Origin of the sequence: Amycolatopsis regifaucium (assembly GCF_001613935.1) — a bacterium.
Lineage (GTDB): Bacteria > Actinomycetota > Actinomycetes > Mycobacteriales > Pseudonocardiaceae > Amycolatopsis > Amycolatopsis regifaucium.
Genome location: NZ_LQCI01000017.1, coordinates 37,156 through 62,101, shown reverse-complemented (window position 1 = coordinate 62,101; position 24,946 = coordinate 37,156). Strand labels below are relative to the sequence as shown.

At 69.1% G+C, this 24,946-nt stretch carries 24 protein-coding genes and 1 tRNA gene; 11 read left to right on the top strand and 14 right to left on the bottom strand.

The window, feature by feature from the left end; translation table 11 throughout:
* Positions 1 to 21 precede the first annotated feature (21 nt).
* Positions 22 to 1,410 carry an amino acid permease gene (locus tag AVL48_RS19300; protein ID WP_061987847.1) on the top strand — a complete coding sequence of 463 codons (1,389 nt, stop codon included), beginning with the start codon at positions 22 to 24 and terminating at the stop codon, positions 1,408 to 1,410.
* Here AVL48_RS19300 and AVL48_RS19295 read toward each other — a convergent pair.
* A complete protein-coding gene (locus tag AVL48_RS19295) occupies positions 1,388 to 2,371 on the bottom strand; it encodes an ROK family transcriptional regulator (protein ID WP_061987849.1) in 984 nt (327 codons plus the stop codon). The two genes, AVL48_RS19300 and AVL48_RS19295, sit on opposite strands and share 23 nt — an antisense overlap.
* An 8-nt stretch (positions 2,372 to 2,379) precedes the next feature.
* Positions 2,380 to 2,808 carry a winged helix-turn-helix transcriptional regulator gene (locus AVL48_RS19290; RefSeq protein WP_061987851.1) on the bottom strand — a complete coding sequence of 143 codons (429 nt, stop codon included), beginning with the start codon at positions 2,806 to 2,808 and terminating at the stop codon, positions 2,380 to 2,382.
* 130 nt (positions 2,809 to 2,938) lie between these two features.
* Here AVL48_RS19290 and AVL48_RS19285 point away from each other — a divergent pair, with 130 nt between their 5' ends.
* The gene (locus AVL48_RS19285; protein WP_061987853.1) at positions 2,939 to 4,351 is read left to right on the top strand and encodes an MFS transporter; all 1,413 of its coding nucleotides are present in this window, start codon (positions 2,939 to 2,941) and stop codon (positions 4,349 to 4,351) included.
* A 45-nt stretch (positions 4,352 to 4,396) separates the two neighbouring features.
* Here the strand turns inward: AVL48_RS19285 and AVL48_RS19280 are convergent, their stop codons facing one another.
* Both AVL48_RS19280 and AVL48_RS19275 read right to left on the bottom strand, forming a co-directional pair.
* Complete coding sequence (locus AVL48_RS19280) at positions 4,397 to 5,398, bottom strand: aliphatic amidase (protein ID WP_061987855.1); 1,002 nt, start codon at positions 5,396 to 5,398, stop codon at positions 4,397 to 4,399.
* Positions 5,399 to 5,499: 101 nt separating this feature from the next.
* Positions 5,500 to 6,576 (bottom strand): substrate-binding domain-containing protein, encoded by a 1,077-nt coding sequence (locus tag AVL48_RS19275; RefSeq protein WP_279626627.1) that lies wholly within the window; start codon positions 6,574 to 6,576, stop codon positions 5,500 to 5,502.
* Positions 6,577 to 6,663: 87 nt separating this feature from the next.
* Here AVL48_RS19275 and AVL48_RS19270 point away from each other — a divergent pair, with 87 nt between their 5' ends.
* From AVL48_RS19270 to AVL48_RS19255, 4 genes are read left to right on the top strand one after another with little or no spacing between them, the layout of a single operon-like run.
* Complete coding sequence (locus AVL48_RS19270) at positions 6,664 to 7,089, top strand: MarR family winged helix-turn-helix transcriptional regulator (RefSeq protein WP_061987857.1); 426 nt, start codon at positions 6,664 to 6,666, stop codon at positions 7,087 to 7,089.
* A gap of 8 nt (positions 7,090 to 7,097) precedes the next feature.
* Positions 7,098 to 7,781 (top strand): response regulator transcription factor, encoded by a 684-nt coding sequence (locus AVL48_RS19265; RefSeq protein ID WP_061987859.1) that lies wholly within the window; start codon positions 7,098 to 7,100, stop codon positions 7,779 to 7,781.
* Positions 7,778 to 9,187 (top strand): sensor histidine kinase, encoded by a 1,410-nt coding sequence (locus tag AVL48_RS19260; RefSeq protein ID WP_061987861.1) that lies wholly within the window; start codon positions 7,778 to 7,780, stop codon positions 9,185 to 9,187. The genes AVL48_RS19265 and AVL48_RS19260 overlap by 4 nt, the downstream gene beginning before the upstream one ends.
* Positions 9,184 to 9,669: a GerMN domain-containing protein gene (locus tag AVL48_RS19255; protein ID WP_061987863.1), complete on the top strand. Its 486-nt coding sequence runs from the start codon at positions 9,184 to 9,186 to the stop codon at positions 9,667 to 9,669. Before AVL48_RS19260 ends, AVL48_RS19255 begins: the two co-directional genes overlap by 4 nt.
* Here the strand turns inward: AVL48_RS19255 and AVL48_RS19250 are convergent.
* From AVL48_RS19250 to AVL48_RS19210, 9 genes are all read right to left on the bottom strand, one after another.
* A complete protein-coding gene (locus AVL48_RS19250; RefSeq protein ID WP_061987864.1) occupies positions 9,666 to 10,859 on the bottom strand; it encodes an ABC transporter permease in 1,194 nt (397 codons plus the stop codon). The two genes, AVL48_RS19255 and AVL48_RS19250, sit on opposite strands and share 4 nt — an antisense overlap.
* A complete protein-coding gene (locus tag AVL48_RS19245; protein WP_061987866.1) occupies positions 10,856 to 11,545 on the bottom strand; it encodes an ABC transporter ATP-binding protein in 690 nt (229 codons plus the stop codon). The genes AVL48_RS19250 and AVL48_RS19245 overlap by 4 nt, the downstream gene beginning before the upstream one ends.
* Positions 11,542 to 12,606 carry a peptidoglycan-binding protein gene (locus AVL48_RS19240; RefSeq protein ID WP_244162395.1) on the bottom strand — a complete coding sequence of 355 codons (1,065 nt, stop codon included), beginning with the start codon at positions 12,604 to 12,606 and terminating at the stop codon, positions 11,542 to 11,544. The genes AVL48_RS19245 and AVL48_RS19240 overlap by 4 nt, the downstream gene beginning before the upstream one ends.
* Positions 12,603 to 13,226, bottom strand: a complete 624-nt coding sequence (locus AVL48_RS19235) for a hypothetical protein (RefSeq protein ID WP_061987968.1) — start codon at positions 13,224 to 13,226, stop codon at positions 12,603 to 12,605. Before AVL48_RS19235 ends, AVL48_RS19240 begins: the two co-directional genes overlap by 4 nt.
* A gap of 124 nt (positions 13,227 to 13,350) precedes the next feature.
* Positions 13,351 to 13,767, bottom strand: coding sequence for a hypothetical protein (locus tag AVL48_RS19230; RefSeq protein ID WP_061987870.1), 417 nt, complete (start codon positions 13,765 to 13,767; stop codon positions 13,351 to 13,353).
* The gene (locus tag AVL48_RS19225; RefSeq protein WP_143105047.1) at positions 13,764 to 14,924 is read right to left on the bottom strand and encodes a hypothetical protein; all 1,161 of its coding nucleotides are present in this window, start codon (positions 14,922 to 14,924) and stop codon (positions 13,764 to 13,766) included. Before AVL48_RS19225 ends, AVL48_RS19230 begins: the two co-directional genes overlap by 4 nt.
* A gap of 369 nt (positions 14,925 to 15,293) precedes the next feature.
* Positions 15,294 to 15,367 (bottom strand) — tRNA-Arg (locus tag AVL48_RS19220).
* 243 nt (positions 15,368 to 15,610) lie between these two features.
* Positions 15,611 to 16,000, bottom strand: a complete 390-nt coding sequence (locus AVL48_RS19215) for a peptidase inhibitor family I36 protein (protein WP_061987874.1) — start codon at positions 15,998 to 16,000, stop codon at positions 15,611 to 15,613.
* Positions 16,001 to 16,187: 187 nt separating this feature from the next.
* Entirely contained in the window at positions 16,188 to 17,237 is a 1,050-nt protein-coding gene (locus AVL48_RS19210; protein WP_082857688.1) for a LacI family DNA-binding transcriptional regulator, read from the bottom strand.
* A gap of 121 nt (positions 17,238 to 17,358) precedes the next feature.
* Here AVL48_RS19210 and AVL48_RS19205 point away from each other — a divergent pair, with 121 nt between their 5' ends.
* Together AVL48_RS19205 and AVL48_RS19200 are read left to right on the top strand one after the other, a co-directional pair.
* Positions 17,359 to 18,537 carry an MFS transporter gene (locus AVL48_RS19205; protein ID WP_061987878.1) on the top strand — a complete coding sequence of 393 codons (1,179 nt, stop codon included), beginning with the start codon at positions 17,359 to 17,361 and terminating at the stop codon, positions 18,535 to 18,537.
* Between the two features lie 108 nt (positions 18,538 to 18,645).
* Positions 18,646 to 19,767: a sensor histidine kinase gene (locus AVL48_RS19200; RefSeq protein ID WP_425266093.1), complete on the top strand. Its 1,122-nt coding sequence runs from the start codon at positions 18,646 to 18,648 to the stop codon at positions 19,765 to 19,767.
* Here AVL48_RS19200 and AVL48_RS19195 read toward each other — a convergent pair.
* Positions 19,741 to 20,379: a histidine phosphatase family protein gene (locus tag AVL48_RS19195; RefSeq protein WP_061987882.1), complete on the bottom strand. Its 639-nt coding sequence runs from the start codon at positions 20,377 to 20,379 to the stop codon at positions 19,741 to 19,743. The two genes, AVL48_RS19200 and AVL48_RS19195, sit on opposite strands and share 27 nt — an antisense overlap.
* Positions 20,380 to 20,421: 42 nt before the next feature.
* Here AVL48_RS19195 and AVL48_RS19190 point away from each other — a divergent pair, with 42 nt between their 5' ends.
* The 3 genes from AVL48_RS19190 to ettA all read left to right on the top strand — a co-directional run bounded on the left by AVL48_RS19190 (position 20,422) and on the right by ettA (position 24,932).
* A complete protein-coding gene (locus tag AVL48_RS19190; RefSeq protein WP_061987884.1) occupies positions 20,422 to 22,452 on the top strand; it encodes a bifunctional copper resistance protein CopD/cytochrome c oxidase assembly protein in 2,031 nt (676 codons plus the stop codon).
* Between the two features lie 250 nt (positions 22,453 to 22,702).
* The gene (locus AVL48_RS19185) at positions 22,703 to 23,158 is read left to right on the top strand and encodes a single-stranded DNA-binding protein (RefSeq protein WP_061987886.1); all 456 of its coding nucleotides are present in this window, start codon (positions 22,703 to 22,705) and stop codon (positions 23,156 to 23,158) included.
* A gap of 97 nt (positions 23,159 to 23,255) precedes the next feature.
* Entirely contained in the window at positions 23,256 to 24,932 is a 1,677-nt protein-coding gene (ettA, locus tag AVL48_RS19180) for an energy-dependent translational throttle protein EttA (protein ID WP_037319456.1), read from the top strand.
* Positions 24,933 to 24,946: the final 14 nt, after the last annotated feature.

Below are 24,946 nucleotides of genomic sequence, written 5' to 3'. Positions count from 1 at the left end.
CCGCAGACGAATGGATCCACCATGCCCGCACCAGGTCCCGCCGAACCCGTGACCGCACCGGAGACCCGGTCACTCGGCACCGGTTTCCGGCGGCGGCACGTCACCATGCTGGCCATCAGCGGGGCTATCGGCGCCGGCCTGTTCGTCGGCACCGGCGCGGGGATCAAGACCGCCGGCCCCGGCATCCTGCTGTCCTATGTGGTCGCCGGGCTGCTGATGGTGCTGGTCATGCGCATGCTGGGCGAGATGGCGGCCGCCGAGCCGAGCAGCGGTTCGTTCTCGGTGTACGCGGAGAAGGCGCTCGGGCGCTGGGCGGGGTTCACCGTCGGCTGGCTGTACTGGTCGCTGCTGGTGGTCGTGGTGGCCGCCGAAGCCACCGCGGCGGCCGGGATCGCGAACGGGCTGCTTCCGGTGATTCCACAGTGGACCTGGGTGCTGGCGTTCATGGCCGTGCTCACCGTGGTGAACCTGTTCGCCGTGCGCTCGTTCGGGGAGTTCGAGTTCTGGTTCGGCGCGATCAAGGTGACCGCGGTGGTGGCCTTCCTCGTGCTCGGCACGCTGGCGGTCTTCGGGATCCTGCCGGGGACGTCGCCGGTCGGCCTGAGCAACCTCACCGGGCACGGCGGATTCCTGCCCAACGGTCTGCAAGGAGTGCTGACCGGGCTGCTAGCGGTCGCGTTCTCCTTCGGTGGCATGGAACTGGTCACCATCGCCGCGGCGGAATCCGACGATCCGGCGGATTCGATCCGCCGCACCACACGGACGGTGATCGTCCGGCTGCTGCTGTTCTACGTCGGTTCGGTCGCGCTGATGGTGCTGTTGCTGCCGTGGGAGTCCGCTTCGGCCAACAGCAGTCCGTTCGTGACGGTGCTGGAGCAGGTCGGGGTCCCGTCGGCGGCGCTCCTGATGAGCTTCGTCGTGCTGACCTCGCTGCTCTCGGCACTCAACGCGAACCTTTACGGCGCTTCGCGGATGGTCTTCTCGCTGGCTTCGCGAGGTGAGGCACCGCGCGCGATGCTGCGGCTCTCCGGCGCCGGGGTGCCACGGACGGCGGTGCTGGCGTCGGTCGCCTTCGGTTTCGTGGCCGTCCTGCTGAACTTCCTCGCCCCGGACCGCGTCCTGCCGTTCCTGCTCAACGCCATCGGCGCGAACATCCTGCTGGTGTGGATCTTCGTCGCCGTCTCCCAGCTGCGGCTGCGGAAAGCGGCGGAACGCGACGGCACGGCCGCGGACCTGCCGGTGCGGATGTGGGGTTTCCCGTGGCTCAGCTGGGTCGCGCTGCTCGCGATGGCGGGCGTGCTGATCCTCATGTGGACCGACGCCGACGCGCGGACGCAGCTGTTCACCAGTGGCGCGGTCGCCGTGCTGATCGTGGTGATCAGCCTGCTCAGGCGACGTCCGCGACGCTGAACAACTCCCGCTCCACCCGGGTGAGCGCCAGCCGCACCGCGCCGAGCGCCACCGAGTCGTCCCCGAGCGTCGACGTCTCGACGCGTACCGGGAACAGGCACAGTCTGGCCAATTCGGTCCGCAGCGGTGCCGCCGTCGGGGCATCCGTCCCGCCGATCACCACCAGTTGCGGGTCCACGGTGAGCACGGTGGCGGCGACGAGCTCGACGAACCTGCCGGATGCCGCGAACTCGCGCAGGGCGCCGATCTCGCCTGCCGCGCCGTGGTGCCCAGCGTGCAGCTTCCCGCCGAGCAGCAGGCCGAGTGACACGGTCCGCCCGGCCCGCACGTAGACGACGTCGTCGACGCCGTGCGCGACTCCGCGCCAGTGCTCGGCCAGCGTCGCCAGCTTGGTGTCGTCGGCCGCCAGTACCGGGCAGGCGCCGCCGAACTCCGCGGGCAGGTCGAGACCGGTCCAGCCGGGAAGGCGTTCGCCGCGGACGACCTTGCCGCCGGACACCACCCCGATGGTGCCGACGCCGAGCGCGCGCAGGTTCGAACGGCCCTCGACCGCGGCACCGAGTACCCGATGAGCGATGCCGAGGCGGTCGGCCGCGGCCATCTCCGGGATGAGGTCGGTCCTCGCCCGGCCGACGACGTCGCCACGAAGGTCGGCGACCAGGCACAAGGCCTTGTGCGGACCGATCTCGAGGCCGGCGACGTGCCCGGCTTCGGCACGGAAGCGGTACCGCTTGGCCGGCCTGCCCACCGGCCTCGGCGCGTCGGGGGAGAGGGGGACCTCCTCGACCAGGCCCTGCTCACCGAGGTCGGTGGCGATCTCCTCGACCGTCGGCCGGGAGACCTCGCTCGCCTTGACCAGTTCGGCGAGGGTGAGTTCTTCGGCCGCGTACAGCGCCCGCAGGACCGCTATGGCGTTGAGCCGCCGCAGCAGTGACGGATCCCCGCCCGACAGCTTCGCCATGCGGCTCCCTAGACGGTGACACGCTGGTCGTACCGGGCGCGCGCGGCGGCGATCTCGCTTTGGTGGTCCTCGGTCCAGGTGACCAGCGACTGGATGGTCTGGAGCAGGGTCATGCCCAGCGGTGTCAGCGCGTAGTCGACGCGGGGTGGCACGACCGGATAGACCGTCCGGTGGACCAGACCGTCGCGTTCGAGATGACGCAGCGTGGTAGTGAGCATGCGCTGGCTGATGCCGTCGATCTTGTACTTCAGTTCGGTGAACCGGAGGGTGTTCCGGTCGAGCAGCGCGATGACCAGAAGTGACCATTTATCCGCCACGCGGTCCAGGATCTGCCGGACCTCGCAGTCCTCACGCGTGTCCCACTGGAAGGCTTCGTAGTCGGCCTCGGTGAGTTCACAACGACTGGGTGAGTTCAAAGTGCCTTCTTCCATGGGCATCGATGGTGACGGAAGATCCCTTTGGTTACAAGAGGGAACCGACCGGCTGACGAGTAACCGTCGGACCTCGCGCACTGAGGGAGAACCGATCTTGACCACGACAAGAACACCGTCGCGCGTCCCCGAGAAGATGAGCGGGCGGGCCCGGGGTGTGCTTCTGGTGCTGTGCGGCGCCATCTTCCTGGAGGGCATCGACGTCGCCATGCTGAACGTGGCGTTGCCGTCCATCCGGGCCGAACTCGGCCTGTCGACCGCCATGCTGAGCGGCGTGGTGAGCGCCTATGTGCTCGGCTACGGCGGATTCATGCTGCTGGGCGGGCGCGCCGCCGACCTGTACGGCCGCCGCCGCACGTTCCTCACCTGGCTGGTGGTGTTCCTCGTCTTTTCCGGACTCGGCGGGTTCGCCACCGAAGGCTGGACGTTGCTGCTCGCCCGCTTCGTCACCGGCGTCGCCGCGGCCTTCATGACCCCGGCGGGCCTGTCGATCATCACCACGAGCTTCGAGGAGGGCCCGAAGCGCGACAAGGCCTTGCTGTTCTACGCCGGCACGGCCGCGGGCGGTTTCACGCTCGGCCTGGTCATCGGCGGGCTGCTGACCAGGATCGACTGGCGCTGGGTGTTCTTCACGCCGGTGCTCCTGTCCGCCGTCATCCTGCTCGCCGCGCTCTGGCTCATCAAGGAACCCGTGGTGCGGGAACGTGTTCCGCGGCGCGCGGACTTCGCCGGAGCGGTCACCGTCACCGCGGCGATGTTGCTGATCGCCTACGCGGTGGTCCGGCTGGAGCACCCCGGACAAGGCTGGGGCTGGACCGTCGCGTCCTTCGCCGGGGGAGCGGCCGCGCTCGTGGCCTTCGTGGCCATCGAACGCCGCTTGCCCGCACCACTGGTGCGGCTGGGGATCCTGAAATCGGGGCCGCTGGTCCGGGCCAACGCCAGTGCGCTGCTCTTCGCGGGGTCGTTCTTCGGGTTCCAGTTCCTCGTCACCCTGTACCTGCAGGAACTCCGAGGCTGGTCGACACTCGAGACGAGCTTGGCTCTCCTGGCCGTCGGGGTCGACGCCGTCCTCGCGCCGACGGTGACGCCGCGGCTGGTGGCGAAATTCGGCCACACGAGGGTGATCTTCGCCGGCCTCGTGCTCGCCGCCGGGGCGTACGCGCTTTTCCTGCCACTGGGCCTGGATTGGACGTACGCGGCGATGTTCCCGTCGATGATCACCCTGGGACTGGGGTTCGCACTCGCCTACGGACCGCTCACCATCGTCGCCACCGAGGGGATCGCCGAAGACGAGCAAGGCCTGGCGGGCGGCCTGCTGTACACGGCCTTCCAGTTCGGCGCGGCGCTCGGGCTGTCCACGGTGACCGCCGTCAACGTCGCCGCCCTCGGGGACGGGTCGCGAGAAGCCGCGCTCGGCGGGTTCCGCGCGGCGTTGGTGGTGCCGCTGGTGATGGCCGTCCTCGCGGCGATCATCACCGGAACCGGGCGTCAGCGCGGTTCGACGAAGGACGCCAGGTTGGCCAGCGACGAGGCGATCCCGGCCTCGTGAGCCGCCACCGGGCCGCGGATCCCAGTGTTCGATCCGGTGACGTCCTCAGCCCGGGTGACGAGGAGTGATCGTGTCGCGGGTGATCGACTCGACCTTCTCCTGTGCCTTCTTGGCGTCGGTGACCCAGAGCCGGTAGAAGTCGAACGGGCAGTCCGCCACGCCCTGGTCGCCTTCGTCCGCGTCCTGGACGCCGGTGTAGCCGCGGTGCAGCAGTTTGAAGATGTGGTTCTGCGACTGGTCGTAGGCGCGCGCGTCCCGGATCGCCGAGACGGACAATTGCGCGTACTGGATCCCGTATTCCTCCTCGCCGGTCTCGCCGAGGGTGCGGCCGTCGAAACCGATGATCGCGGAATGGCCGAAGTACGAGTACACGCCGTCGAAACCGGCGGCGTTCGCCACGGCCACGTAACAGTTGTTGGCCCACGCCATCGCCTTGGCCATGAGCACCTGCTGCTCCTTGGCCGGATACATGTAGCCCTGGCAGCGCACGATCAGTTCGGCGCCCTTCATCGCGCAGTCCCGCCAGATCTCCGGATAGTTCCCGTCGTCGCAGATGATCAGCGAGATCTTCAACCCCTTGGGGCCGTCGCTGACGTAGGTCTCGTCGCCGGGGTACCAGCCTTCGATCGGGCACCACGGCAGGATCTTGCGGTACTTCTGGACGATCTCGCCCCGGTCGTCGATGAGCACGAGAGTGTTGTACGGCGGCTTGTGCGGGTGGTCCTCGTGCCGCTCACCGGTGATGGAGAAGACACCCCAGGTCCGCGCCTCCCGGCAAGCGGCGGCGAAGATTTCGGTCTCCTCCCCGGGGATCGTCGCGGCGGTCTCGTACATCTCCTCCGGGTCGTACATGATGCCCTGCGTCGAGTACTCGGGGAACACCACGAGATCCATGCCGGGAAGCCCGGACTTCATGCCCACCACCATTTCGGCGATCTCGCGGGCGTTGGCGAGGACCTCGGCCTTGGTGTGCAGCCGCGGCATCTTGTAGTTGACCACCGCGACGCCGACCGTGTCGGGGCTGGCGGAAATGTCACCGTGTCGCATGAAGGCTCCTTCTCTCGGGCCGAAGGCTATGTCGACGTATTCACCTGGAATATTTTCACATGAAAGTATGTGGGGTACCGGGGCGAGTCAAGGGGCGGATTTCAGAGCCGGGCGAGGACTTCGAAGTCGTAGCCGTCGGCGACCGCGAGATGGACGTGCTGGTCGGCCTGCCGCCCACGGAACTCGACCGTGCCGCGCGGGCCGTGATAGGCGACGCCGTCGATCGCCGCGTTGAGCGCGGGCAGATCGGCCGTACCCGCCCGGCGGACGAGTTCCGCCAGCGTGTGCAGTCCCTCGTAACAGGATTCGGCGGCGTTGTTGAGGGCGGGGGCGCCGGGGCCGTTGCGGTCGACGTAGCGGCCGAGCAGGTCCATCGCGTCGGCGGTGACCATGGACCGGAAGTAGGCGGCGGAGACGTAGAGGTTGCCGGTGGCGTCCGCGTCGCTCGCGAGAAGCATGTTCTCCTCCATCAGCGGGCTGAAGCGGACCAGCCGGTCACTGAGCCCGCGCGCGGCGAAGGCGCGGTTGAACCGCACCGCGTCCTGTCCGACCAGCAGCATGAGCACACCGTCGCTTGTGGACCGCTCCACCGAGCGGACCACAGTGGACATATCGCCCGTGCCGAGCCCGACGAACGCCTCGCCCGTGATGCGCAGGCCGAGATCTCTGGCGTACTGCCGGATCGCCCGCGTCGACCGCCGTGGCCAGACGTAGTCGTCGCCGACGACGAACCAGCGCCGGACACCGAGGTGATCGCGCAGCCAGCGCAGCGCCGGTTCGATCTGGCAGCGCGGCGTCTCGCCGGTGCAGAAGATGCCCGACCGGCGTTCGCCGCCTTCGTAGAGCGAGGTGTACACATACGGCACCCTGTCGGCCACCACCGGCGCGAGCGCGTGCCGGATCGACGAGATGTGCCAGCCGCTCACCGCGTCGACCCGGCCATTGTCCACCAGCCGTCGCAAATCGTCGGCCACCTGCGCCGGGCTGCCGCCGCCGTCGACCACCTCGGTCTCGACCTGCCTGCCGAGGATGCCGCCGGATTCGTTGAGTTCGTGGACGGCCAGGTCGGTGATCGCCTCGCAGGACGGGCCGAACAGCCCGGCAGGCCCCCGCAACGGGACCACCATGGCCACCCGCCAGGTGTCGCCGCGGGTCCGCGTGGCGAGGCGTGGGGGCATGGCGCTCCGTGCGGTGGCCCGGTAAGGTCAAATTGCTTTCACCTGGAAGTATTGCGAGGGTGTCCGGTTTTGGCAAGGGGACGGGATATGGGGCCACGCGGCGTCGCGACCACAGGACTGTCGCTCACCGGCTCGCTCACCCGTGCCGCGCGGGCCGTCGCCACCAGGGTGGAGCAGGTGCTCGCCAAAGAAGGTCTCACCCTGGACCAATGGCTGGTGCTGGACGCGCTGAGCGGTAACGGCGGCCTGGCCATGGCCGATCTCGCCGACCGGACGCTGACCACCGGGCCGACCCTGACGAGAGTGGTCGACAAACTGGTGACCACCGCGCAGGCCTATCGCGAGGTCGACGCCGCCGACCGGCGCCGTGTGCTCGTCCACCTCAGCGCGCGCGGCCGGGCGACACACCGGCGGGTGGCGGTGAAGGTGAGCGAGGTCGAAGCCGATCTCGGTGTGCCGGACGAGGTGCTCGGGGCGCTCCGGAGGCTCGGCGCCCGAACCGGGTCGCCATAATCACGATCATGCCGCATGTCCTGCTGATCGAAGACGATGTGTCCATTCGCGACGCGATGGAACTCGTCCTGCGGCGCCACGGTCACGACGTCGATGCCGCCGGTAGCGGCGAAGACGGACTCGACCTGCTGCGACGTCCCGGCGCGGGCGGCATCGAGGTGGTCGTGCTGGACCTGATGCTGCCGGGGATGGACGGTTTCGAGGTGTGCCGCCGGATCCGCGCGCTCAGCACGATGCCGATCATCATGGTCACCTCGCGCGGCGACGACTTCGACATCGTCGGCGGTCTGGAAGCCGGTGCCGACGACTACGTGGTGAAGCCGGTGACCGCGCGGGTGCTCGAAGCGAGGATCCGCGCGGCCGTCCGCCGGGTCACCCCGGCGACGCGGGCCCCCGAGACCTTCGGCGCACTCGTCCTCGACCGGGCGGGCCTCACCGTCACCAAGAACGGTGCCCCGCTCGCCATCCCGCCGACCGAACTTCGTTTGCTGCTGGAACTTTCCGCTTCGCCAGGGCGGGTCTTCACGCGGGAACGGCTGCTGGAACTGGTCTGGGAACACGACTATTTCGCCGACGTGCGGTTGGTCGACGCCGCCGTGGGGCGGTTGCGCGCCAAGATCGAAGACGTCGCTTCCCGGCCGCGCTATGTGCAGACCGTGCGCGGTTTCGGCTATCGCTTCGGACCGCTGTGAAGCTCCGCAGCCGTCTCGTCGTGACGTTCGTGCTGGTGTCCCTGCTCAGTGCGGCCACGGCCACGGTACTGGCCTACGACCAAGCCCGGGAGGCGATTCTCGAACGCGCCAGCACTTCGGCCGTCCGGAACTTCCACGACCGGGTGAGCGTGGCCGTCGGGGAATTCGTCGTGCCGCCCGATCAGCTCGCGCTGAACCGGCTCGCCGAGGTCATCGTCTCCGGTGCCCGCGACGCGAAGATCGTCGTCCGCTACCAGGACCTCGTGGCGACCGCCGGAGGAGCGGACGGCCGGAGCGCGATCACGGCCGGGCTGCGGGACCGGGTTCGGGCGGAGAGCCGGTCGAGCTTTCAACGCGTCGAGTGGAACGGCGCGCCGTGGTTGGTGGTGGGTACACCGGTCGCTTTCGCCGGTTCCGGACGGCTGTCCGGGGTGGAGGTGTTCGAGGTGAGTTCGCTCCAGGACGAGCAGGACGACATCGCCGCCCTGCTGACGTCCGTTCGCGACGGCGTCGTCCCGGTCGTGGCCTTCACCGCCGTGCTCGCCCTGCTCGCCGCCGGAACGGTGCTGCGGCCCGTACGCCGGCTCGCGCGGGCCACCCGGCGGCTGGCCGGTGGCCGCCTGGAGACCCGCGTCCCGGTCAAGGGCCGCGACGAACTCGCCGATCTCGCCAGGGATTTCAACGAAACGGCCGACGCGCTCCAGGCTTCCGTCGCCGAACTGCGGGAGCAGGAAGCCCGCGCGCGGCGGTTCGTCGCCGACGTCTCGCACGAACTCCGGACGCCGCTCGCCGCGATGACGATGGTGTCGTCCGTGCTCGACGAGGACGCCGACGAGCTGCCCCCGGACACGGCGCACGCCGCGCGCACGGTGAGCGCCGAAACCGCCGAACTCGCCCGGCTCGTCGACGACCTCATCGAGATCTCCCGCTTCGACGCCCAGGCCGCCACCCTCACCCGACAGGACATCGACGTCGCCGAGGTGCTCCGCGCGACGCTGTCCACCCGCGGCTGGACGGACCGGGTCGAGACCCGGTTCCCCACCGGAGTGCGGGCCCGGCTCGACCGGCGGCGACTGGACGTCATCGTCGCCAACCTCGTCGGGAACGCCCTGCGGCACGGCGCGCCGCCGGTGACGGTGGTGCTGCGATCGACGGCGGCCGACGTGCTCGTCGAGGTGGCCGACCGCGGCCCCGGCCTCACCCCGGAGGCCATGGAGCGGGTGTTCGAACGGTTCTACAAGGCGGACACCGCCCGCACCCGGTCCGAAGGGAGCGGCCTCGGGATGGCCATCGCCCAGGAGAACGCGCGGCTGCACGGTGGCGTCATCACCGTCGACGGCCGCGAGGGCGGTGGCGCCGTCTTCGGTCTCCGCTTGCCTCGCGACGAAAAGGAGCCCGGCAGATGAGACGCACGGTCGTCACGCTGACCGCGATCGCGCTGCTCGGCGGCTGTGGCGTGCGACCGACCGAGGTGCTCGACGGCGGCGCGCCCGCCGCGGGAATCCCTGAAGGAGTGCGGATCTACTTCGCCTCCGACCGGGGACTGCGCGGTGTTTCCCGCCCCGGCACCCAGATCACGGAACTCGCCGCCGTCGTCAAACTCGTCATGGCCGGGCCCAACGAGGCGGAACTCGCCGCCGGCCTCACCAATCTCACCGCCATCACCGGCGAGTTGTCCGCCACCGCCACCGATGGCCGGGTGACGTTGCGCATCCCGCGGACCGTGCTCGGCGGCGTCGCCGGGATGGCCGCCGGCCAGCTGGTCTGCAGCCTCTCCCGTGCCGAGTCCCTGCTGCACGGAACCCGGCCCGACGCCGTGCGAGTGACCATCGTGGCCCAAGGCGGTGCCGTCGGGCCGTACCAGTGCTCCCAGTTCTTGACCGGCTAAGTGGCATTGAGCGCGACGGTGGGATGTAGCCGCGAAGCCCGGACAGCGGGATACAGCCCCGCGACGACGCCGATCACCAGAGTCGCGCCCAGCCCCGCACCCAGTGCCCAGGGTGGGATGACCGCGCTCCAGCCCTGTGCCTGGGCGAATCCGAAGGTCGCGATGGCGCCGAGCAGCGCCCCCGCCACCCCGCCGAGCGCCGAAAGCAGCAGCGATTCGGTGAGGAACTGCAGCAGGATGGTGTTCTTGGTGGCGCCGAGGGCTCGCCGGAGCCCGATCTCCCGGCGTCGCTCCAGCACCGAGACGACCATCGTGTTGGCGACCCCGACCCCGCCGACCAGCAGGGCGACCGCGCCCAGGCCCAGCATGAGGGTGGTCAGACCCTTGTCCGTGGCGGCCTTGGCCACCAGGGCGTCGGACGGCCGGGACACCTTCACGGAGTACTCGTCACCCGGATTGACCGTGCGGGCCAGCACACCCCGGACGGCTTCCACCGACGCGTCGGAAGACCGCTCGAAGATCGTGGTCGGATGCCCGTCGAAGCCGAAGAACCGCTCCGCGGCGGGAAAACCGACCAGCGCGACACGGTCGAGGGTCGGCACGAGCTCGACCGGTGCCAGTATCCCGATGACCACGAACCACTCGTCGTTCATCAGGATCTTGGCGCCTGGCTCGGTCACCCCCAGCCGTCCGGCCGCGATCGCCCCGAGCACGACCGTGGGCACGCGCTCGCTCGCCGGATCCAGCCAGCGTCCCCGGTCGACCCGCGCACCCAGCGCGTCGAGCAGGTCGGTGCGGGTGGCCTGTGTGGTGACACCCGGAGCGAGTTCCTCGGGCACCGCGTCACTCCGCCGTACTCGCGCGTCGACTTCGGCGGTCGCGGTGACCTTCTCGACCGGGCCGATCCGTTCGACCATCGCGACCGCGGCCTTGGGGAGCTTCACCGGTTTGTCGTCGGCGTCCTTGCCGGCCTCGACGGTCAGCAGGTTCGTGCCGAGCCGGTCCAGCTGCGCCATCAAATCGGCCCGGCTGGACGTGGACAGCCCGACCACCGCGACCATCGTCGCGATCCCGATGGCGATCCCGAGCGCGGACAGCGCCACCCGGGTCCGGCGGGCCCGCAGGCCGGTCACCCCCAGCCGGAGGATGTCGGCGGGCGAGAGCCGGGCGGGCTTCACGGGCGCGCTCACGGCGTCGTCACCGCCGCCCGGGTGTCGTAGACGATCTCGCCGTCCCGAAGCCCGACGCGCCGGGGGAGACGCCCGGCGATCTCGGTGTCGTGGGTGATGACGCAGATCGTCGTCCCGCTCGCGTTCAAGGCGTGGATCAGGTTCATCACCACCTCACCGGACGCGGTGTCCAGCGCTCCCGTCGGCTCGTCGGCCAGGAGCAGGCCGGGCTCGCCGACCAGTGCCCGCGCGATGGCGACGCGCTGCTTCTCCCCACCGGACAACTCCTCGGGGGTGTGGGCCAGCCGGTGGCCGAGCCCGACCCTTCCCAGCGCTTCCCGGGCCCGGTCGCGGCGCTGTTTCGCCGGCACGCCCGCGTACAGCAGGCCGTCGGCGACGTTGGCCACGGCATCGCGGCCAGGCGCCAGGTGGAACTGCTGGAACACGAACCCGATGTGCCGGGCACGCAACGCCGACAGCCGCGCGTCCGTCAGCCCGCCGACGTCATAGCCCGCCACCCGCACCGTGCCCGAGGTCGCGCGGTCGAGCGTGCCGATGAGGTTGAGCAGCGTGGATTTTCCCGACCCCGACGGCCCGACGATGGCCACCAGTTCGCCCTGGTCGATCCGGACGTCGACCCCGCGCAGCGCGGACACACCACCGGGATAGGACTTCGTGGCCGCGGCCAGTTCGATCACCGCCGTCATGGTTTGGCAGCACCCACCTTCATGCCCTCGGCCAGTCCGTCACCGGTGATCTCGATCCGGCCGTCGGCGCTCATACCGGTCTCGACCCGCACGGTCGTGGTCGCGGTATCTCGGACTATCTGCAGGCCGTAGCCACCTTCGCGCAGCGCGACGATGGCTTCGACAGGGACGGTCAGCACCCCCTTCCGGCTCTCTTGGATGAATTTGACGCTGGACGTGCCGGTGGTGTCCCCCGAGCCGGCGTTCGCGTCGTCCAGGGTGATCTCCACTTCGACGCCGGTCGTGCCGGGTGTGGCCTCGGCACCGTTCCCGGCCTCCGCCTTGACCGTCCCGGTCACCTGGCCGCCCGCCGTGGCGCCGTCGGGCAGTGAGACCTCGACCCTGGTACCCGGCTTGGCCAGCACCTGGTCCTCCCGGTCGAGCTTGGCTCGCACGACCGGCTTGGGGGAGGCGATCGTCAGCACGGGTTTGTCCGCGCCGATCTGGTCGGCCAAGGCCGCGTCGGCGGCCACCACCCGCACGGCCCCGGGCTGGAACACCAGGTCGCCCTTGCCGAGGTCGCCGGTCGGCTCCAGCACACCGAGCGCCTTCTGCCAGGACTTCACCGCGGCCTGGGTGGCTTCGTCGTACTTGTTGTCGGCAGGCAGTCCTTTACCCCGCCCGAGGTCCCGGAGATTGCGCTTCAGCTGCTGGACGTCCGGTCCCAGCGTGCCGACCGTCATGTCCCGGAACATCGGTGTCGCCCCGTAGAGCAGGACGACCGGCCGGGCGTCCCGTTTATAGAGGACCTGACCACGCTCGACGGTCTTCCCCGGCTCGGCGGCCTGCGTCACCGTTCCTTCGACCGGTGACTTCACCGCGCGGCGGTTCGCGTAGTCGAAGTGGCCGTCGACCGTCTTGCTCCGGATCAGATCAGCGCGGGTGATCTCCGCTGTCGCAGGCGGCATGGCCACGGTGCCGGCGGTGCCACCGGAGTCCCCGCTGCCGACCACGACGAACGCACCCACGCCGACCACCGCCACAACGACCGCGCCCAGCACCAAGCCCGTCCGCCGGTTCACTGCATGCCTTGCGCTTGTTCGATGAGCTTGTCCCGGCATGCGTTCTGCGCCTGCTTGTAGCCCGGAGAGCCCGGATCGATCTGCGGTGACCCCGGAGTCGGGTCGCCACCCGGCTGCGCCATCCCGTTCTGCATGGTCGGATTGGTGAACTTGCTGACGCCGTTGGCCCGCATGCACTGGGCGTGTGCCAGCAGCGACTCGTACACCTTCTGCTGGTCCTTCTCCGGCTCCAGCGACATCGCCTTCTGCATCGGCTCCTTGCACGCCTCCAGCGCGGCGCTGAGTTTCGTCTGCCTGTCCTTCCGTTCCTCCTCTTGCTGGATCTGTTCGACCTTGGTCAGGTCGGGGTAGCCGGAGAGCTTGGGATCCGGCCAGTCCTTCAAACCCTCCTTACGCATGCATTGGGTGTAGGCGAGTTGCGCGTCGTAGAAGGCGCTTTTTCCCGGGGAACCCGGTGCGGTGGCGGACACGGACGAGGTGCCCGCCGACGGGGGACCGGCCGAGGCGATGTCCGCTTCCTTCGGTTCACCACCACAAGCCGCCGAAAGCAGCAACGGGAGCGCGATCAACGCGGCAGGCCACCGGGAAGGGAATACGCGGAAACGGGTTTCGCTGCTCATGCGGATGAGCATGCGAGCAGGACATGGTCGTCCTTCTATGAAGACATGATGGGAACGTAACAACGCCAAGCCGAGCGGCAGCGAGGCGTCAGAATCTCGGTGGCCCTTGCGGCGGTGTCCTGCGTCAGAGTTCCTCCATGACCGGCCGGTCGAACCAGTCGTCGTCCTCGTCGCGCCGTTCCGACGGCCGGGGTGCTCTCGGCGGCTCGGCCGCGGCACGCAGTTCCGCCTCGGCGGCTTCGATGTCCAGGTTCGCCAGCTCGTCGACCTCGCGACGCACCGCCTCTTGGGCATGCGTCCGCAACTCCCGCAGCTCGGCCGGTGGGATCTTGTCCAGCAGCCGTCGGAAGGCCGCGCCCTGCTCGGTGAGTTCGTCGGCGACGGGCCGGTGTGACAGCAGTTCGCGCGGTTGCCGGTTGCCCGCCAGGACGTCCTTGGCGAAATCGGCACCGGCCCCCGCTCCGGACGCGGCCAGCAGCCGCAGCATGTTGTGCCGGGCGGTCGGCCAGTTCGGGTCGTCCGCGGGATCGATGAGGGTCATGCCCGGACCTCCTGTCCGCAATCCGCGTGCGGATGGTCGTAGGTGAAGGGCCAGCTGGGGAGTTCGATGTTGCGCGCGGTGGCGCCGGTCGCCTCGCCGATGGCCCGGCCGAGTTCCCATTGGTGCGCCAGCGCCAGGATGGCGCTGACGATGGCGCGGAGGGCGCCGGTTTGGTCTATGGCGGCCACGGCGAGGGCGACGAGCTGCTTGGCTTCGCCGTCGATCATGACTTTCCACAGGTTTTTGCCATCGGCGATGATGCTGATGATCTCGAGAATGAACTCGACGTTTTTCTTGCCTGCCCTCGCGGCCGCCGCCGACCCTCGGGTGTAGAGCAGCAGCAGGATGTCGATCAGAGCGCCCAAGCCGTGCTTCAGGTCCTGCATCAGGTGGTACGCCGCTTTGGCCAGGCCCTCGATGGCATCCCCTGCCGCACCGCAGTATTCGGACAGGTCCAGGCACGCCGTGCGGTACTTGTCGAGCCAATCCATGGCGGCGTCGGCCGCCCGGCCGGTCCATTGGTCCTGGATGCCGTATTGACCTTGGTGGATGTTGGCGGCGATGTCGGCGAACCCGGATTCAGCGTCGCGAAACAGGACCGCCCGCTCCTGTAAGGCTTTCCAATCGCCGATCACGGCGCTGGCGGCCACGTGGAAGATGTCCACCCCCGTGAGGTCTTTGACGAACCCGGCCACGTCGCCCAAGGCGCCGCCGAGGCCGACGACCTCTTCGACCGCTTCCTCGGCTCTGACCGGCCACCAGGCCGGGTCGGTGAGCTTCGCCGGGTCCGGGCCCGGATAGTCCACGGGCGCCACCTCCCGGAACGTTCCCGCGGAGGCGGGATCGCGGACCTCGTCCCGTCCGACGCGCTCGACTCCCAGCTCCCGGAGCTGCAAGTCCAGTTCGGCCGCCTTGGCGCGGTCGGTGCCGCGATACCAGACGGCCGCGCAATGGAGTGCGTCACCGGCGGAGACACCCCAGTTGAACGCGATACCGAGGTGATTTCTCATGTTGTCCCGCCACTCGTCCAGCTTCGGCCAGATCAGCGCGAGCAGCCCCTCGCCGTCGTCGCCGCGCACGATGGTGTTGCGGAACGCCAGCTGGAAGTCGCCTGCCCCATCTCCCTGCTTACGGACCAGACCGGCGAGCCCCTCCACCGCTTCCGGCCGTACGAAGAACCCCGCTCCGGCTGGCACCATCGATCCACCCCCTTGCTCCCGGCCGTCGCCGGCCGGGTCGATGTGGCACTTGGGGGTAGGATGTCACACAAGCTCGATCGGTTCCATCGATCGCGGTCGGCCTCGACGTCGATCGAAGCCGAGGTAACGAAGCTGTCTCGACAGAGTTCGAACGGGCATTGTGAGACTCGCTTGGACTCGAGCGACCGGACCCGGTCCGGCGACAGCTCGCCGAAAAGTTCCGACCCGGCCATGCCGTAAGTGCTCGACATGGCCGGATCGTCGGCAAGCAATCTCTTGCTGCGCAAGCGACGTACACGCTGACCTCACCAGGGTTTCCCCTGGTAGTGCCCCCGGCAGGACTTGAACCTGCGACCTAGAGATTAGAAGGCTCTTGCTCTATCCAGCTGAGCTACGAGGGCCAACGTCGGCGACGTTGGGTGTCGCCCAGCATCGGCAGCTTAGCCGTCGCCAACCTGTCGATCGTTCGACACCGCCAGATCGTTTCAGGTCGAGCCCACCGTTTTTTTGGAACGCCCGTGAGCGCGTCGCGACGCGGGGTGACGCGCTCACGGGCCGGGGCCGCTTCGGGGGAGCGGCCCCAGGGTTCGCGCAGGTCGCGAGTCGACTCCTCCGCAAGCGACGCGCGCGAACCGCCGGGGTGGTCAGTCCCAGATCTTGAGGGCGCGGATCACGAACGGTCCTTGGGGTACGTAGGTGCCGCCACCCGGGTAGGTGATGAAATCTCCTTCGGTCGTGCACTCTTCGCTCTGATAAATCGTCACATCCCGGCTCAGCCGGTTGACGAACGAATGCCCGGCGAAGCCCGCGGGCAGCGGAATGCATTCCTCGGGATTCGAGGTGCGCAGGTCGAATTTGTGCGCTGTGCCGCCGAATGATTCTTCGCCCCATACGCAGAACTCGCCCTTCTGACAGGCGGGTGCGGGCGGCGCGGTGGTGGCGCTCGCGACTCCGGTGCTGGTCAGCAGGCCGAAGACGGCCAACAGGAGCACGTGCGGGAGGCGGACGCGCAGGTTCGTCAAACGTCGTGTCATGGCTGGGTTCTCCCCCGTGAATCGGCGGTTCGATCGCCGTCGTCGAATGTGTGATTCCACGATGACCCGGCGGAAAGGCTTTGTCTGCCCGCATTTCTACTTCTGTGGATAAGTAGTCGCGCGCCGCTCGATCGGGGCGAGTTGTCCACAGATCGCCCGACCGCGTTGTGCGGTCCGGAAACAGGTGCTAAGCGCGCGCGGTCGAGCCGCGGACGACCAGTTCGACGGGGAGTTGGGCGGGCGCGGGCGTCTTGTCGCCGCGAAGCAGGCCGAGCACCAGTTCTCCGGCGATCCGCCCCTTGGCCGAAAGGTCTTGCCGCACCGTCGTCAGTGGAGGTTCGGACCACCGCGCCGGTGGGACGTCGTCGAATCCGACGACCGAGAGATCCGCGGGTACGGACAGGCCCAGATGCCCCGCCGCGGAGATCGCGGCCAGCGCGAGCTGGTCCGACATGCACAGCAGTGCCGTCGGCCGCGGATCCCGGTCGAGCAGGCCGAAGGCGCTCGGGACGGCGCCCTCGACAGAAATCCCGGACGCCTCCCAGATCGGCACGTCCGCCGCCGGGATACCGGCCTCGGCCAGCGTGTCCAGGTATCCGGCGAGTCGTTCGCGCGTGTCGTGGAAACGCGTGTCCGCGGCGTGTTCCGGGGTCATCTCGCCACCGCGCGGCGAGGACAGGCATTGCGCCGAGAAGATGCCGATCCGCCGGTGCCCGAGGTCGAGCAGATGCCGGGCCGCCGCGGCCGCGCCCGCCCTGTCCTCCACGCCGATCCTCGCCGACCCGCGGACGTGCGGCTGGTCGATCACCACCAACGGCATCCTCCGGTCGCGGATCGCGTCGAGCGCCGGCGCGCCGTCCGCCAGGGAGCACGCCACCGCGATGTCGGCCTGCGCGGTCAAGACGCGTTCCGCGCGCGGGCCACCGCTCTCGCCGTCTCCCGGCAGCAGCAGGAGGGCGTGCCCCCCGGGGTCGACCACGGAAGCGAGCGCGTCGAGGGTGACCGAAAGGGCGGGGTCGGAGAACGCGAGCGAGAGGTTCGTGTCCAGCATGACCGCGATCGCGCCGGTGCGGCTGGTGGCAAGGCTGCGCGCGGTGGGGTTCGGCCCCGCGTACCCGATCTTCTTGGCCGCGCGCAGCACTTCGTCCCGCAGCTGGGCGGACAGCTGATCGGGCCGGTTGTACGCGTTGGAAACGGTCGCGCGCGACACCCCGACGGCGTCGGCGACATCGTCCAACGTCGGCCTTCGCCGTCGCGTGCTGGTCACGGCCGCAGTCTAGTCCGGGGCGGGACCGGTAGACTTTCTGAAGCGCTTAAGTCATTCTGAGGAAACAGGAATCGGAAGGAGACTGGGGTCTATGCGTGACCGTACGGCCGTTTTCGTGGTGTTCGCGCTCAACGGTGCCGCCCTCGGCTCCTGGGCGCCGCGGACTCCGGCGCTGTCGGAAAGAGTCCACGCCTCGCCGGGTGTTTTCGGCCTCGCGCTGCTGGGGGCCAGCGTCGGCATGCTGATCGCCGCGTCGGTGTCCGGGCGGCTGATCGAGCGGCACGGTGCCCGCGCGGTGGTCGCGGGCAGCACGGTTATCGCCTGCGCGGCACTGCCGATGATCGGCTTCTCGACGTCGGTGCCCTTGCTCGCCGGGGCGTTGTTCGTCCTCGGTGGGAGCGTCGGCGCGCTGGACGTCGCGATGAACGTCGCCGGCGTGGAGGTCGAGCGCCGGACCGGGCGCGCCATCATGCCGGTCCTGCACGCGGGATTCAGTTTCGGCGCGCTGGCGGGTTCGGTCGCCGCCGGTTTCGCCGCGTCCCATCAGTGGTCGCCGGGCAGGCATCTCACCTTCGCCGCGGTGGCGGCCTTGGTCGTGCTCGCCCTCGTCATCGTGGCCGTGCCCGGTGCTCGGCCCGTGCGCACCGCTCCCGTCGAGAAACCGCGGGTGGCGCCGATCAAGCGTCCTGTCCTCTGGCTGCTCGCCGCCATCGCGCTGTTCTCGGCGATCGCGGAAGGCGCGAGTTCGGACTGGTCCGCGCTGCTGCTGACCTCCGCGCACGGCGTCGGGGACGGCGCCGCGGCGTTCGCCTACTCCGGGTTCTCCCTGGCCATGGCGATCGCCAGGCTCGCAGGAGCCTGGCTCCAGAACCGCTTCGGCGCGACTCGCGCGCTGGCGGTGGGTGCCGGGATCGCCGCGGCCGGACTCGTGCTCGCCGCGCTGGCCCGCGTGCCGGTGTTCGGGTTCGCCGGCTTCGCGCTGGCGGGCGCCGGGCTGGCCGCCGCCTTCCCGATCGCGTTGAGCCTCGCGGGGGCGTCGGGTAAACGCGCCGACGGCACGGGCGGGGAACGGGAGCTGGCCTTCGTCACCGCGATCGCCTACACCGGCTTCCTCGCCGGACCACCCCTGATCGGCGGAATCGCGCAGGTGACGTCGCTTTCGGTGTCGTTCCTGTTCGTCGGCCTGACCGCCGCCCTCATCGTCCCGTCCGCGCTGGCCGCGGCACGGGCGGGGAAACGGGAGGAGGTCGCCGAACCGGTCGCCCGTTGACATCCTCGCCGCGCCGCGGGCAAGCTGATTGCTCGTAAACTGAAATGAATGCGACTCGCTCGCTGTTTCAGGACGGCTGATCCGGGGAGGAGCGGCGTGAGGGTGCTGATGCGCGGAGGCGGAATCCCGCCGCGGCTGGTGCGGACCACCTTGCCCCGGCTCGTGCTGGTCCCGGTGGTGTTCCGGCTGGCAATGCTGGTGCAGGCGCTGTGGGCGGCGGGTGACGGCGGCTCGTCGACGCTGTGGACGATCGCGGCGCTGCACCTGGTGCCGAACGTCGCCGAGGCCGCCTGGGTCTTCCGAGCTTCTGCGGATACCCGGCCGGTCCCCATGGCCGACGCCGCGTCCGCCCTGGTACTCACCCTGGGGGCCGCGCTGACCGGACCGGACACCGCGATCCTGTCGATCGTCTGGACCCAGCTGATGGGCACGGTGATGATCTGGACCCTCCTGCGCGGCGCGCTCGCGGGTGCGCTGGTCAGCGTGGGCGCGGTGGTGCTGCATTCCACCGTGTACCCGGGGTCCTCGCTCGGTCTCTTCCTCACCCTCGGAACGGCGTTGGTCGCGTCACTCGCGATCGTCGGCCTGGTCGGCGCCTCGATGCGGTTCGCGCTCGGATTCGGGGAGCAGCAGGGCAGGGCGGCGGAACGCGAACGGCACCGCCGTGACGTCCACGACACCGTCCTGCAGGTGATGGAGTCGTTCGCGATCCCCGCGCCCGCCGACGAACTCGACCCGGCGGCCAGCCTCGACCGGGTCCGCCGGACCGCCCGCGCGCAGGCGATGCGCATCCGGATCAGCCTCGAACACGAACAGACCGGGCCGCTCGGACTGCACCAGCGGCTCCGGCTGCTCGCCGCCGAGATGGCCGCGGAAGGTTTGCGGGCCGAAGTCGTCATCCAGGACGACTGTGGTCCCGACCTCTCGGAGGAGGTGGCCGTCGCGCTGCACGACGCGGCGCGGGAGGCCTTGCGCAACACCCTCAAGCACTCCGGGACCAGGCGGGCCGTCGTCAGTGTCGAAGAGATCGACGGCGGCGTTTCCCTGACCGTGCGGGATCACGGCGCCGGTTTCGACGTCGGCGACAGACGGCGCGGATTCGGGCTCGAGAACTCGATCATCGCGCGGATGGCGGAGATCGGCGGCTTCGCCCGCATCGAATCCAGCCCCGGTCTGGGGACGCGGGTGGTGCTTCTCGCACCTTCAGTCCTGAGTCTCCCCGTCGGGTGAGTCCCGCCACTGACGGAACGGGCGGTCCAGCGTCCACTTGTCGCCGTCGCGTTCGAGGACGCGGTATTCGCAGGTCGTCGGATTCGACAACGACTCGAACAGCTCGATGCTCCACCCGAAGAGCCGTCGGCACAGCAACCGGATGGTCAAGCCGTGTGAGACGACCAGCACGGTCTTGGGGTGATTTTCGCCGCAAGCCGCCAGTTCGCTGAGGAACGCCGCCACCCGGTCGTCGACGTCCGCCCCGGATTCACCGAACGGGAGGCGATAGAAGAAGTGCCCGAACTCGTGACGGCGTTGCTTCTGTACCTCCTGCTCCAGCGGATCCTGGAGGTTGCCCCAGTCCTGTTCCCGTAGCCGGGGCTCCGGCACGACCCGTTCGTAGCAGTCACTGATGTCCAATAGCCGCAACGTTTCCCGCGTCCTCAGATACGGGCTGACGTACACCGCCGGCCGCTCCCCGTCGAGGAGCGCTTCGATCTCCGGGCCCGCCAGCCGCGCCTGCTCACGGCCTGCCTCGGTGAGCGGGAGGGCGTGGTCGGGAATCCGGGTGTAGGCGAGCTCGTCGACGTTGCCGAGCGACTCGGCGTGCCTCAGCAGGATGATCCGCACGCCGCCATCTTGCCCCTTGCGTACCAGGCATACCCTCGTGACGTGCCTTCAGACCCCGAGACGAAACCGGCCCCATCCGCGCGGAAGGCCGGTGTCCTGCCGCTCGTGTCGATCGGGGCGCTGCTGGCCGCGGTGGTGGCCGTCGGACTGGTCGCGCTGACCGGTGGCGCCGGTTACGTCATCGCGGGCCTGCCGGATCCGGGCCTGGTGACGCGCTACGGCATCACCGTCGTCAGGGTGCTGGCCGAGGCGTCCTCGGTGCTGTGCGTCGGTTCACTGCTGCTCGCCGCGTTCCTCGTCCCGCCGCAGAAGTCCGGCACGCTCGCGGCGGACGGCTACGCGGCCATCCGCGTCGCGGGCGCCGCCGCGTGGGTCTGGTTCTTCGCCGCCGCCGCGTCGATCTTCTTCTCCGCCGCGGACGGCGCGGGCCGCCCGTTCACCGAGGTGCTTTCACCGCAGGTTCTGATCGACCTCGTGGACGCCATCGAGCAGCCCAAGGCCTGGCTGTTCACCGCGTTGATCGCGCTGCTGGTCGCCCTCGGCTGCCGTCTCGCGCTGACCTGGGGCTGGACGACGGTGGTCTTCTTCCTGTCCGTCGGCGGGCTGATCCCGGTCGCGGTCACCGGGCATTCCGCGAGCGGCGGCTCGCACGACCTGGCGACCAACAGCCTGCTCTACCACCTGATCGCCGCCGCGTTGTGGGTCGGCGGCCTGGTGGCGTTGCTCGCGCTCGGCTGGCGCCGTGGCCAGAACCTCACCCTCGCCGCGACGCGGTTTTCCAAGCTGGCGCTGGTCTGCTGGTTGGTGATGGCGGTCTCCGGCCTCGTCAACGCGCTGGTGCGGATCGAGATCGCCGACCTGTTCACCACCGACTACGGCCTGCTCGTGCTCGCGAAGATCGTCGCGTTGCTGCTGCTCGGCGTCTTCGGCCATCAGCAGCGGCAGAAGGGGGTCGCCGGGCTGGTGAACGGCGCCGGCGGCGGGCAGTTGCTGCGGCTCGCCGCGGTCGAGGTGCTGATCATGTTCGTCACCATCGGCATCGCCACCGGACTCGCGAAGACCCCGCCGCCGCAGGAATCGTTCACTCAGCCGTCCACGACTGAACTGCTGATCGGCTACGACCTTTCCGGTCCGCCGACCGTTTTCCGGCTGCTCACGGACTGGCGGTTCGACCTCGTCTACGGCACCCTCGCGATCGTTCTCGCCGGGCTGTACCTCGCCGGTGTCCGTCGGCTGCGGCGCCGCGGCGACACCTGGGCGACCGGCCGGATCGTCGCGTGGCTCGCGGGCTGCTTCGTGCTGCTGATCGCGACGTCGTCCGGTATCGGGCGGTACGCGCCCGCGATGTTCAGCGTGCACATGGGCAACCACATGCTGCTGTCCATGGTGGCGCCCGTGCTGTTCGTCCTCGGCGGACCCGTGACGCTCGCGCTGCGCGCCCTGCCCGCTGCGGGCAAGGACGCGCCGCCCGGACCGCGTGAATGGCTGCTCGCCTTCGTGCATTCGCCGATTTCGCGGTTCCTGACGCATCCGATCGTGGCCCTGCTTTTGTTCGTGGGTTCCTTCTACGGCCTGTATTTCTCGGGCCTGTTCGACGCCGCGCTGAACTACCACTGGGCGCATCTGGCGATGAACGCGCATTTCCTGCTCGCCGGCTACGTCTTCTACTGGCCCGTGATCGGTGTCGACCCGGCGCCGCGCCGGCTCCCGCATCTGGGACGACTGGGGATGATGTTCGCCGCCATGCCGTTCCACGCGTTCTTCGGGATCGCGCTGATGAGCATGCAGACCGTGCTCGGCCAGGACTTCTACCGGTCGCTGAAGCTGTCGTGGGTCACCGACCTGCTGACCGATCAGCGGCTCGGCGGCGGGATCGCGTGGGCGTCCGGTGAACTGCCGGTGTTGCTGGTGCTGGTCGCGCTGCTGGTGCAGTGGGCGCGGCAGGACGAGCGGGAGGCCCGGCGGCGGGATCGACGCGAGGACGCCTCGGGCGACGAGGATTTGAACGCCTACAACGCGATGCTGAAGAAACTCGCGGATCAGGGCCGGGGTCCGGGTTCCGGCTCTGTGTGACCTTTCCCTCGATAGCCGATCCGGGTGGCAGCACTAGGACAACCGGGCGGTCAGGGCGGGACCGGTAGGTCTCGTACCACATCTTCGTCGGCTCTCCCCGTTTCTCGGCCCGAGTTGTCCACAGGAAGCCCGTCTCACCCGGAGTTGTCCACAGACTCGGTTCGCGCCCGGTTTCGCCCCTTGATCCGAGGCAGGCTGTGTTCGAGGGAAGCACCGGGAGCGGCCCGGATCGAGGCGAAAGGCGGATGTGATGGCGATGGGCGAGACCTGGGTGACCATGATCGGCAACCTGACCAGTGAACCGGTCCACCATCCGGAGCGGGTGCACGGGCACGACGTCGTGTCGTTCGGTTTGCGGAGTGTCGAACGCCGGTACGACAAGGAAAAAGGGGAGTGGGGCGACGGGCGGCAGCTCGCGGTCCGGGTCACCTGCTGGCGAAAGCTGGCGATGGCGGCCTTCTCGTGCCTCAGCAAGGGCGATCCGGTGATCGTGGCCGGGCGGCTGCGCGGCGCCGAGACCGCGGAGGAGATCCCGGCCCCTCTCGGTCTACCTGAGCTTGAGGCCTTCTCCATCGGCCCCAACCTCGCGCGCTGTTCGGCCGAGATCCGGCGGATCGGGCGTGACCGGCCGAAGGCGATCCCGATGCCGTCGCCACCCCCGGGGAATCCCATGGTCACCGCACTGGAGGAGGCACCCGTGGGATGAGGGGTCCGATGCTCTTTCAGTGATATCGGGCTGACTGTCGGTAGTTCGATGGTGACCGCCGTCAAGGCCGCGATCGGCTCGCTCTACGATCGCTTGTATGGCCGAGTTCATCTACACCATGAAGAAGGTGCGCAAGACCGTCGGGGACAAGGTCATCCTCGACGACGTCAGCACCGCGTTCTACCCCGGCGCCAAGATCGGCGTGGTGGGGCCCAACGGCGCGGGTAAGTCCACCGTTCTGAAGATCATGGCGGGGATCGAGCAGGCCAGCAACGGCGAAGCCTTCCTCCAGCCTGGCGCCAGCGTCGGCATCCTCATGCAGGAGCCGGAGCTCAACGAGGAAAAGACCGTCCGCGAGAACGTCGAGGAGGGGTTGGGCGACATCAAGGTCAAGCTCAACCGCTTCAACGAGGTCGCCGAGCTGATGGCGACCGACTACAGCGACGAGCTGATGGAGGAGATGGGCAAGCTCCAGGAGGACCTCGACCACGCCGACGCGTGGGAGATCGACTCCGCGGTGGAGCAGGCGATGGACGCCTTGCGCTGTCCGCCGCCGGACGAGCCGGTCACCCACCTCTCCGGTGGTGAGCGCCGCCGGGTCGCGCTGTGCAAGCTCCTCCTGTCCGCGCCGGACCTGCTGCTCCTCGACGAGCCCACCAACCACCTGGACGCCGAAAGCGTGCTGTGGCTGGAGCAGTTCCTCGCGAACTACGCCGGCGCCGTCCTCGCCGTCACCCACGACCGGTACTTCCTGGACAACGTGGCCGAGTGGATCATGGAGCTCGACCGCGGCCGCGTCGTCGGCTACGAGGGCAACTACTCGACGTACCTGGAGAAGAAGCGCGAGCGGCTCGAAGTCCAGGGCAAGAAGGACGCCAAGCTCGCCAAGCGACTGAAGTCCGAACTCGAATGGGTCCGGTCCAACGCCAAGGCGCGCCAGACCAAGTCGCGGTCCCGGCTCGACCGCTACGAGGAGATGGCCGCGGAGGCGGACAAGCACCGCAAGCTCGACTTCGAAGAGATCCAGATCCCGCCGGGGCCCCGGCTGGGCAGCGTGGTCGTCGAGGTCGAGAAGCTGCGCAAGGGTTTCGACGACCGCGTGCTGATCGACGGTCTGTCGTTCGACCTGCCGCGCAACGGCATCGTCGGGGTGATCGGGCCGAACGGTGTCGGCAAGACGACCCTGTTCAAGACGATCGTCGGGCTCGAAGAGCCGGACGCCGGACAGGTCAAGATCGGCGAGACGGTCAAACTGTCCTATGTGGACCAGAACCGCGGCGGGATCGACCCGAAGAAGACGGTATGGGAGGTGGTTTCGGACAAGCTGGACTACATCCACGTCGGGCAGACCGAAATGCCCTCGCGTGCCTACGTCAGCGCGTTCGGTTTCAAGGGCCCGGACCAGCAGAAGCCGGCGGGCGTGCTCTCCGGTGGTGAGCGCAACCGGCTGAACCTGGCGCTGACCCTCAAGCAGGGCGGGAACCTGATCCTGCTCGACGAGCCGACGAACGACCTGGACGTCGAGACCCTGGGGTCGCTGGAGAACGCTCTCGAGCAGTTCCCCGGCTGCGCCGTGGTCATCTCGCACGACCGGTGGTTCCTCGACCGGGTCGCGACGCACATCCTCGCCTGGGAAGGCACCGACGAGAACCCCTCGCAATGGTTCTGGTTCGAAGGTAACTTCGAGGGCTACGAGAAGAACAAGGTCGAGCGTCTCGGTGCCGAGGCCGCTCGTCCGCACCGCGTCACCCATCGCAAGCTGACCCGCGACTGAGGGCCGGGGGTTCC

Coding starts and splice junctions, on each gene's coding strand:
- AVL48_RS19185 (WP_061987886.1), top strand. CDS start 22,703: ATGGCGATGGGCGAGACCTGGGTGACCATGATCGGCAACCTGACCAGT.
- AVL48_RS19235 (WP_061987968.1), bottom strand. CDS start 13,226: ATGAGCAGCGAAACCCGTTTCCGCGTATTCCCTTCCCGGTGGCCTGCC.
- AVL48_RS19290 (WP_061987851.1), bottom strand. CDS start 2,808: ATGCCCATGGAAGAAGGCACTTTGAACTCACCCAGTCGTTGTGAACTC.
- AVL48_RS19295 (WP_061987849.1), bottom strand. CDS start 2,371: ATGGCGAAGCTGTCGGGCGGGGATCCGTCACTGCTGCGGCGGCTCAAC.
- ettA (WP_037319456.1), top strand. CDS start 23,256: ATGGCCGAGTTCATCTACACCATGAAGAAGGTGCGCAAGACCGTCGGG.
- AVL48_RS19285 (WP_061987853.1), top strand. CDS start 2,939: ATGAGCGGGCGGGCCCGGGGTGTGCTTCTGGTGCTGTGCGGCGCCATC.
- AVL48_RS19200 (WP_425266093.1), top strand. CDS start 18,646: ATGCGCGGAGGCGGAATCCCGCCGCGGCTGGTGCGGACCACCTTGCCC.
- AVL48_RS19265 (WP_061987859.1), top strand. CDS start 7,098: ATGCCGCATGTCCTGCTGATCGAAGACGATGTGTCCATTCGCGACGCG.
- AVL48_RS19215 (WP_061987874.1), bottom strand. CDS start 16,000: ATGACACGACGTTTGACGAACCTGCGCGTCCGCCTCCCGCACGTGCTC.
- AVL48_RS19230 (WP_061987870.1), bottom strand. CDS start 13,767: ATGACCCTCATCGATCCCGCGGACGACCCGAACTGGCCGACCGCCCGG.
- AVL48_RS19245 (WP_061987866.1), bottom strand. CDS start 11,545: ATGACGGCGGTGATCGAACTGGCCGCGGCCACGAAGTCCTATCCCGGT.
- AVL48_RS19275 (WP_279626627.1), bottom strand. CDS start 6,576: ATGCCCCCACGCCTCGCCACGCGGACCCGCGGCGACACCTGGCGGGTG.
- AVL48_RS19255 (WP_061987863.1), top strand. CDS start 9,184: ATGAGACGCACGGTCGTCACGCTGACCGCGATCGCGCTGCTCGGCGGC.
- AVL48_RS19280 (WP_061987855.1), bottom strand. CDS start 5,398: ATGCGACACGGTGACATTTCCGCCAGCCCCGACACGGTCGGCGTCGCG.
- AVL48_RS19270 (WP_061987857.1), top strand. CDS start 6,664: ATGGGGCCACGCGGCGTCGCGACCACAGGACTGTCGCTCACCGGCTCG.
- AVL48_RS19300 (WP_061987847.1), top strand. CDS start 22: ATGCCCGCACCAGGTCCCGCCGAACCCGTGACCGCACCGGAGACCCGG.
- AVL48_RS19205 (WP_061987878.1), top strand. CDS start 17,359: ATGCGTGACCGTACGGCCGTTTTCGTGGTGTTCGCGCTCAACGGTGCC.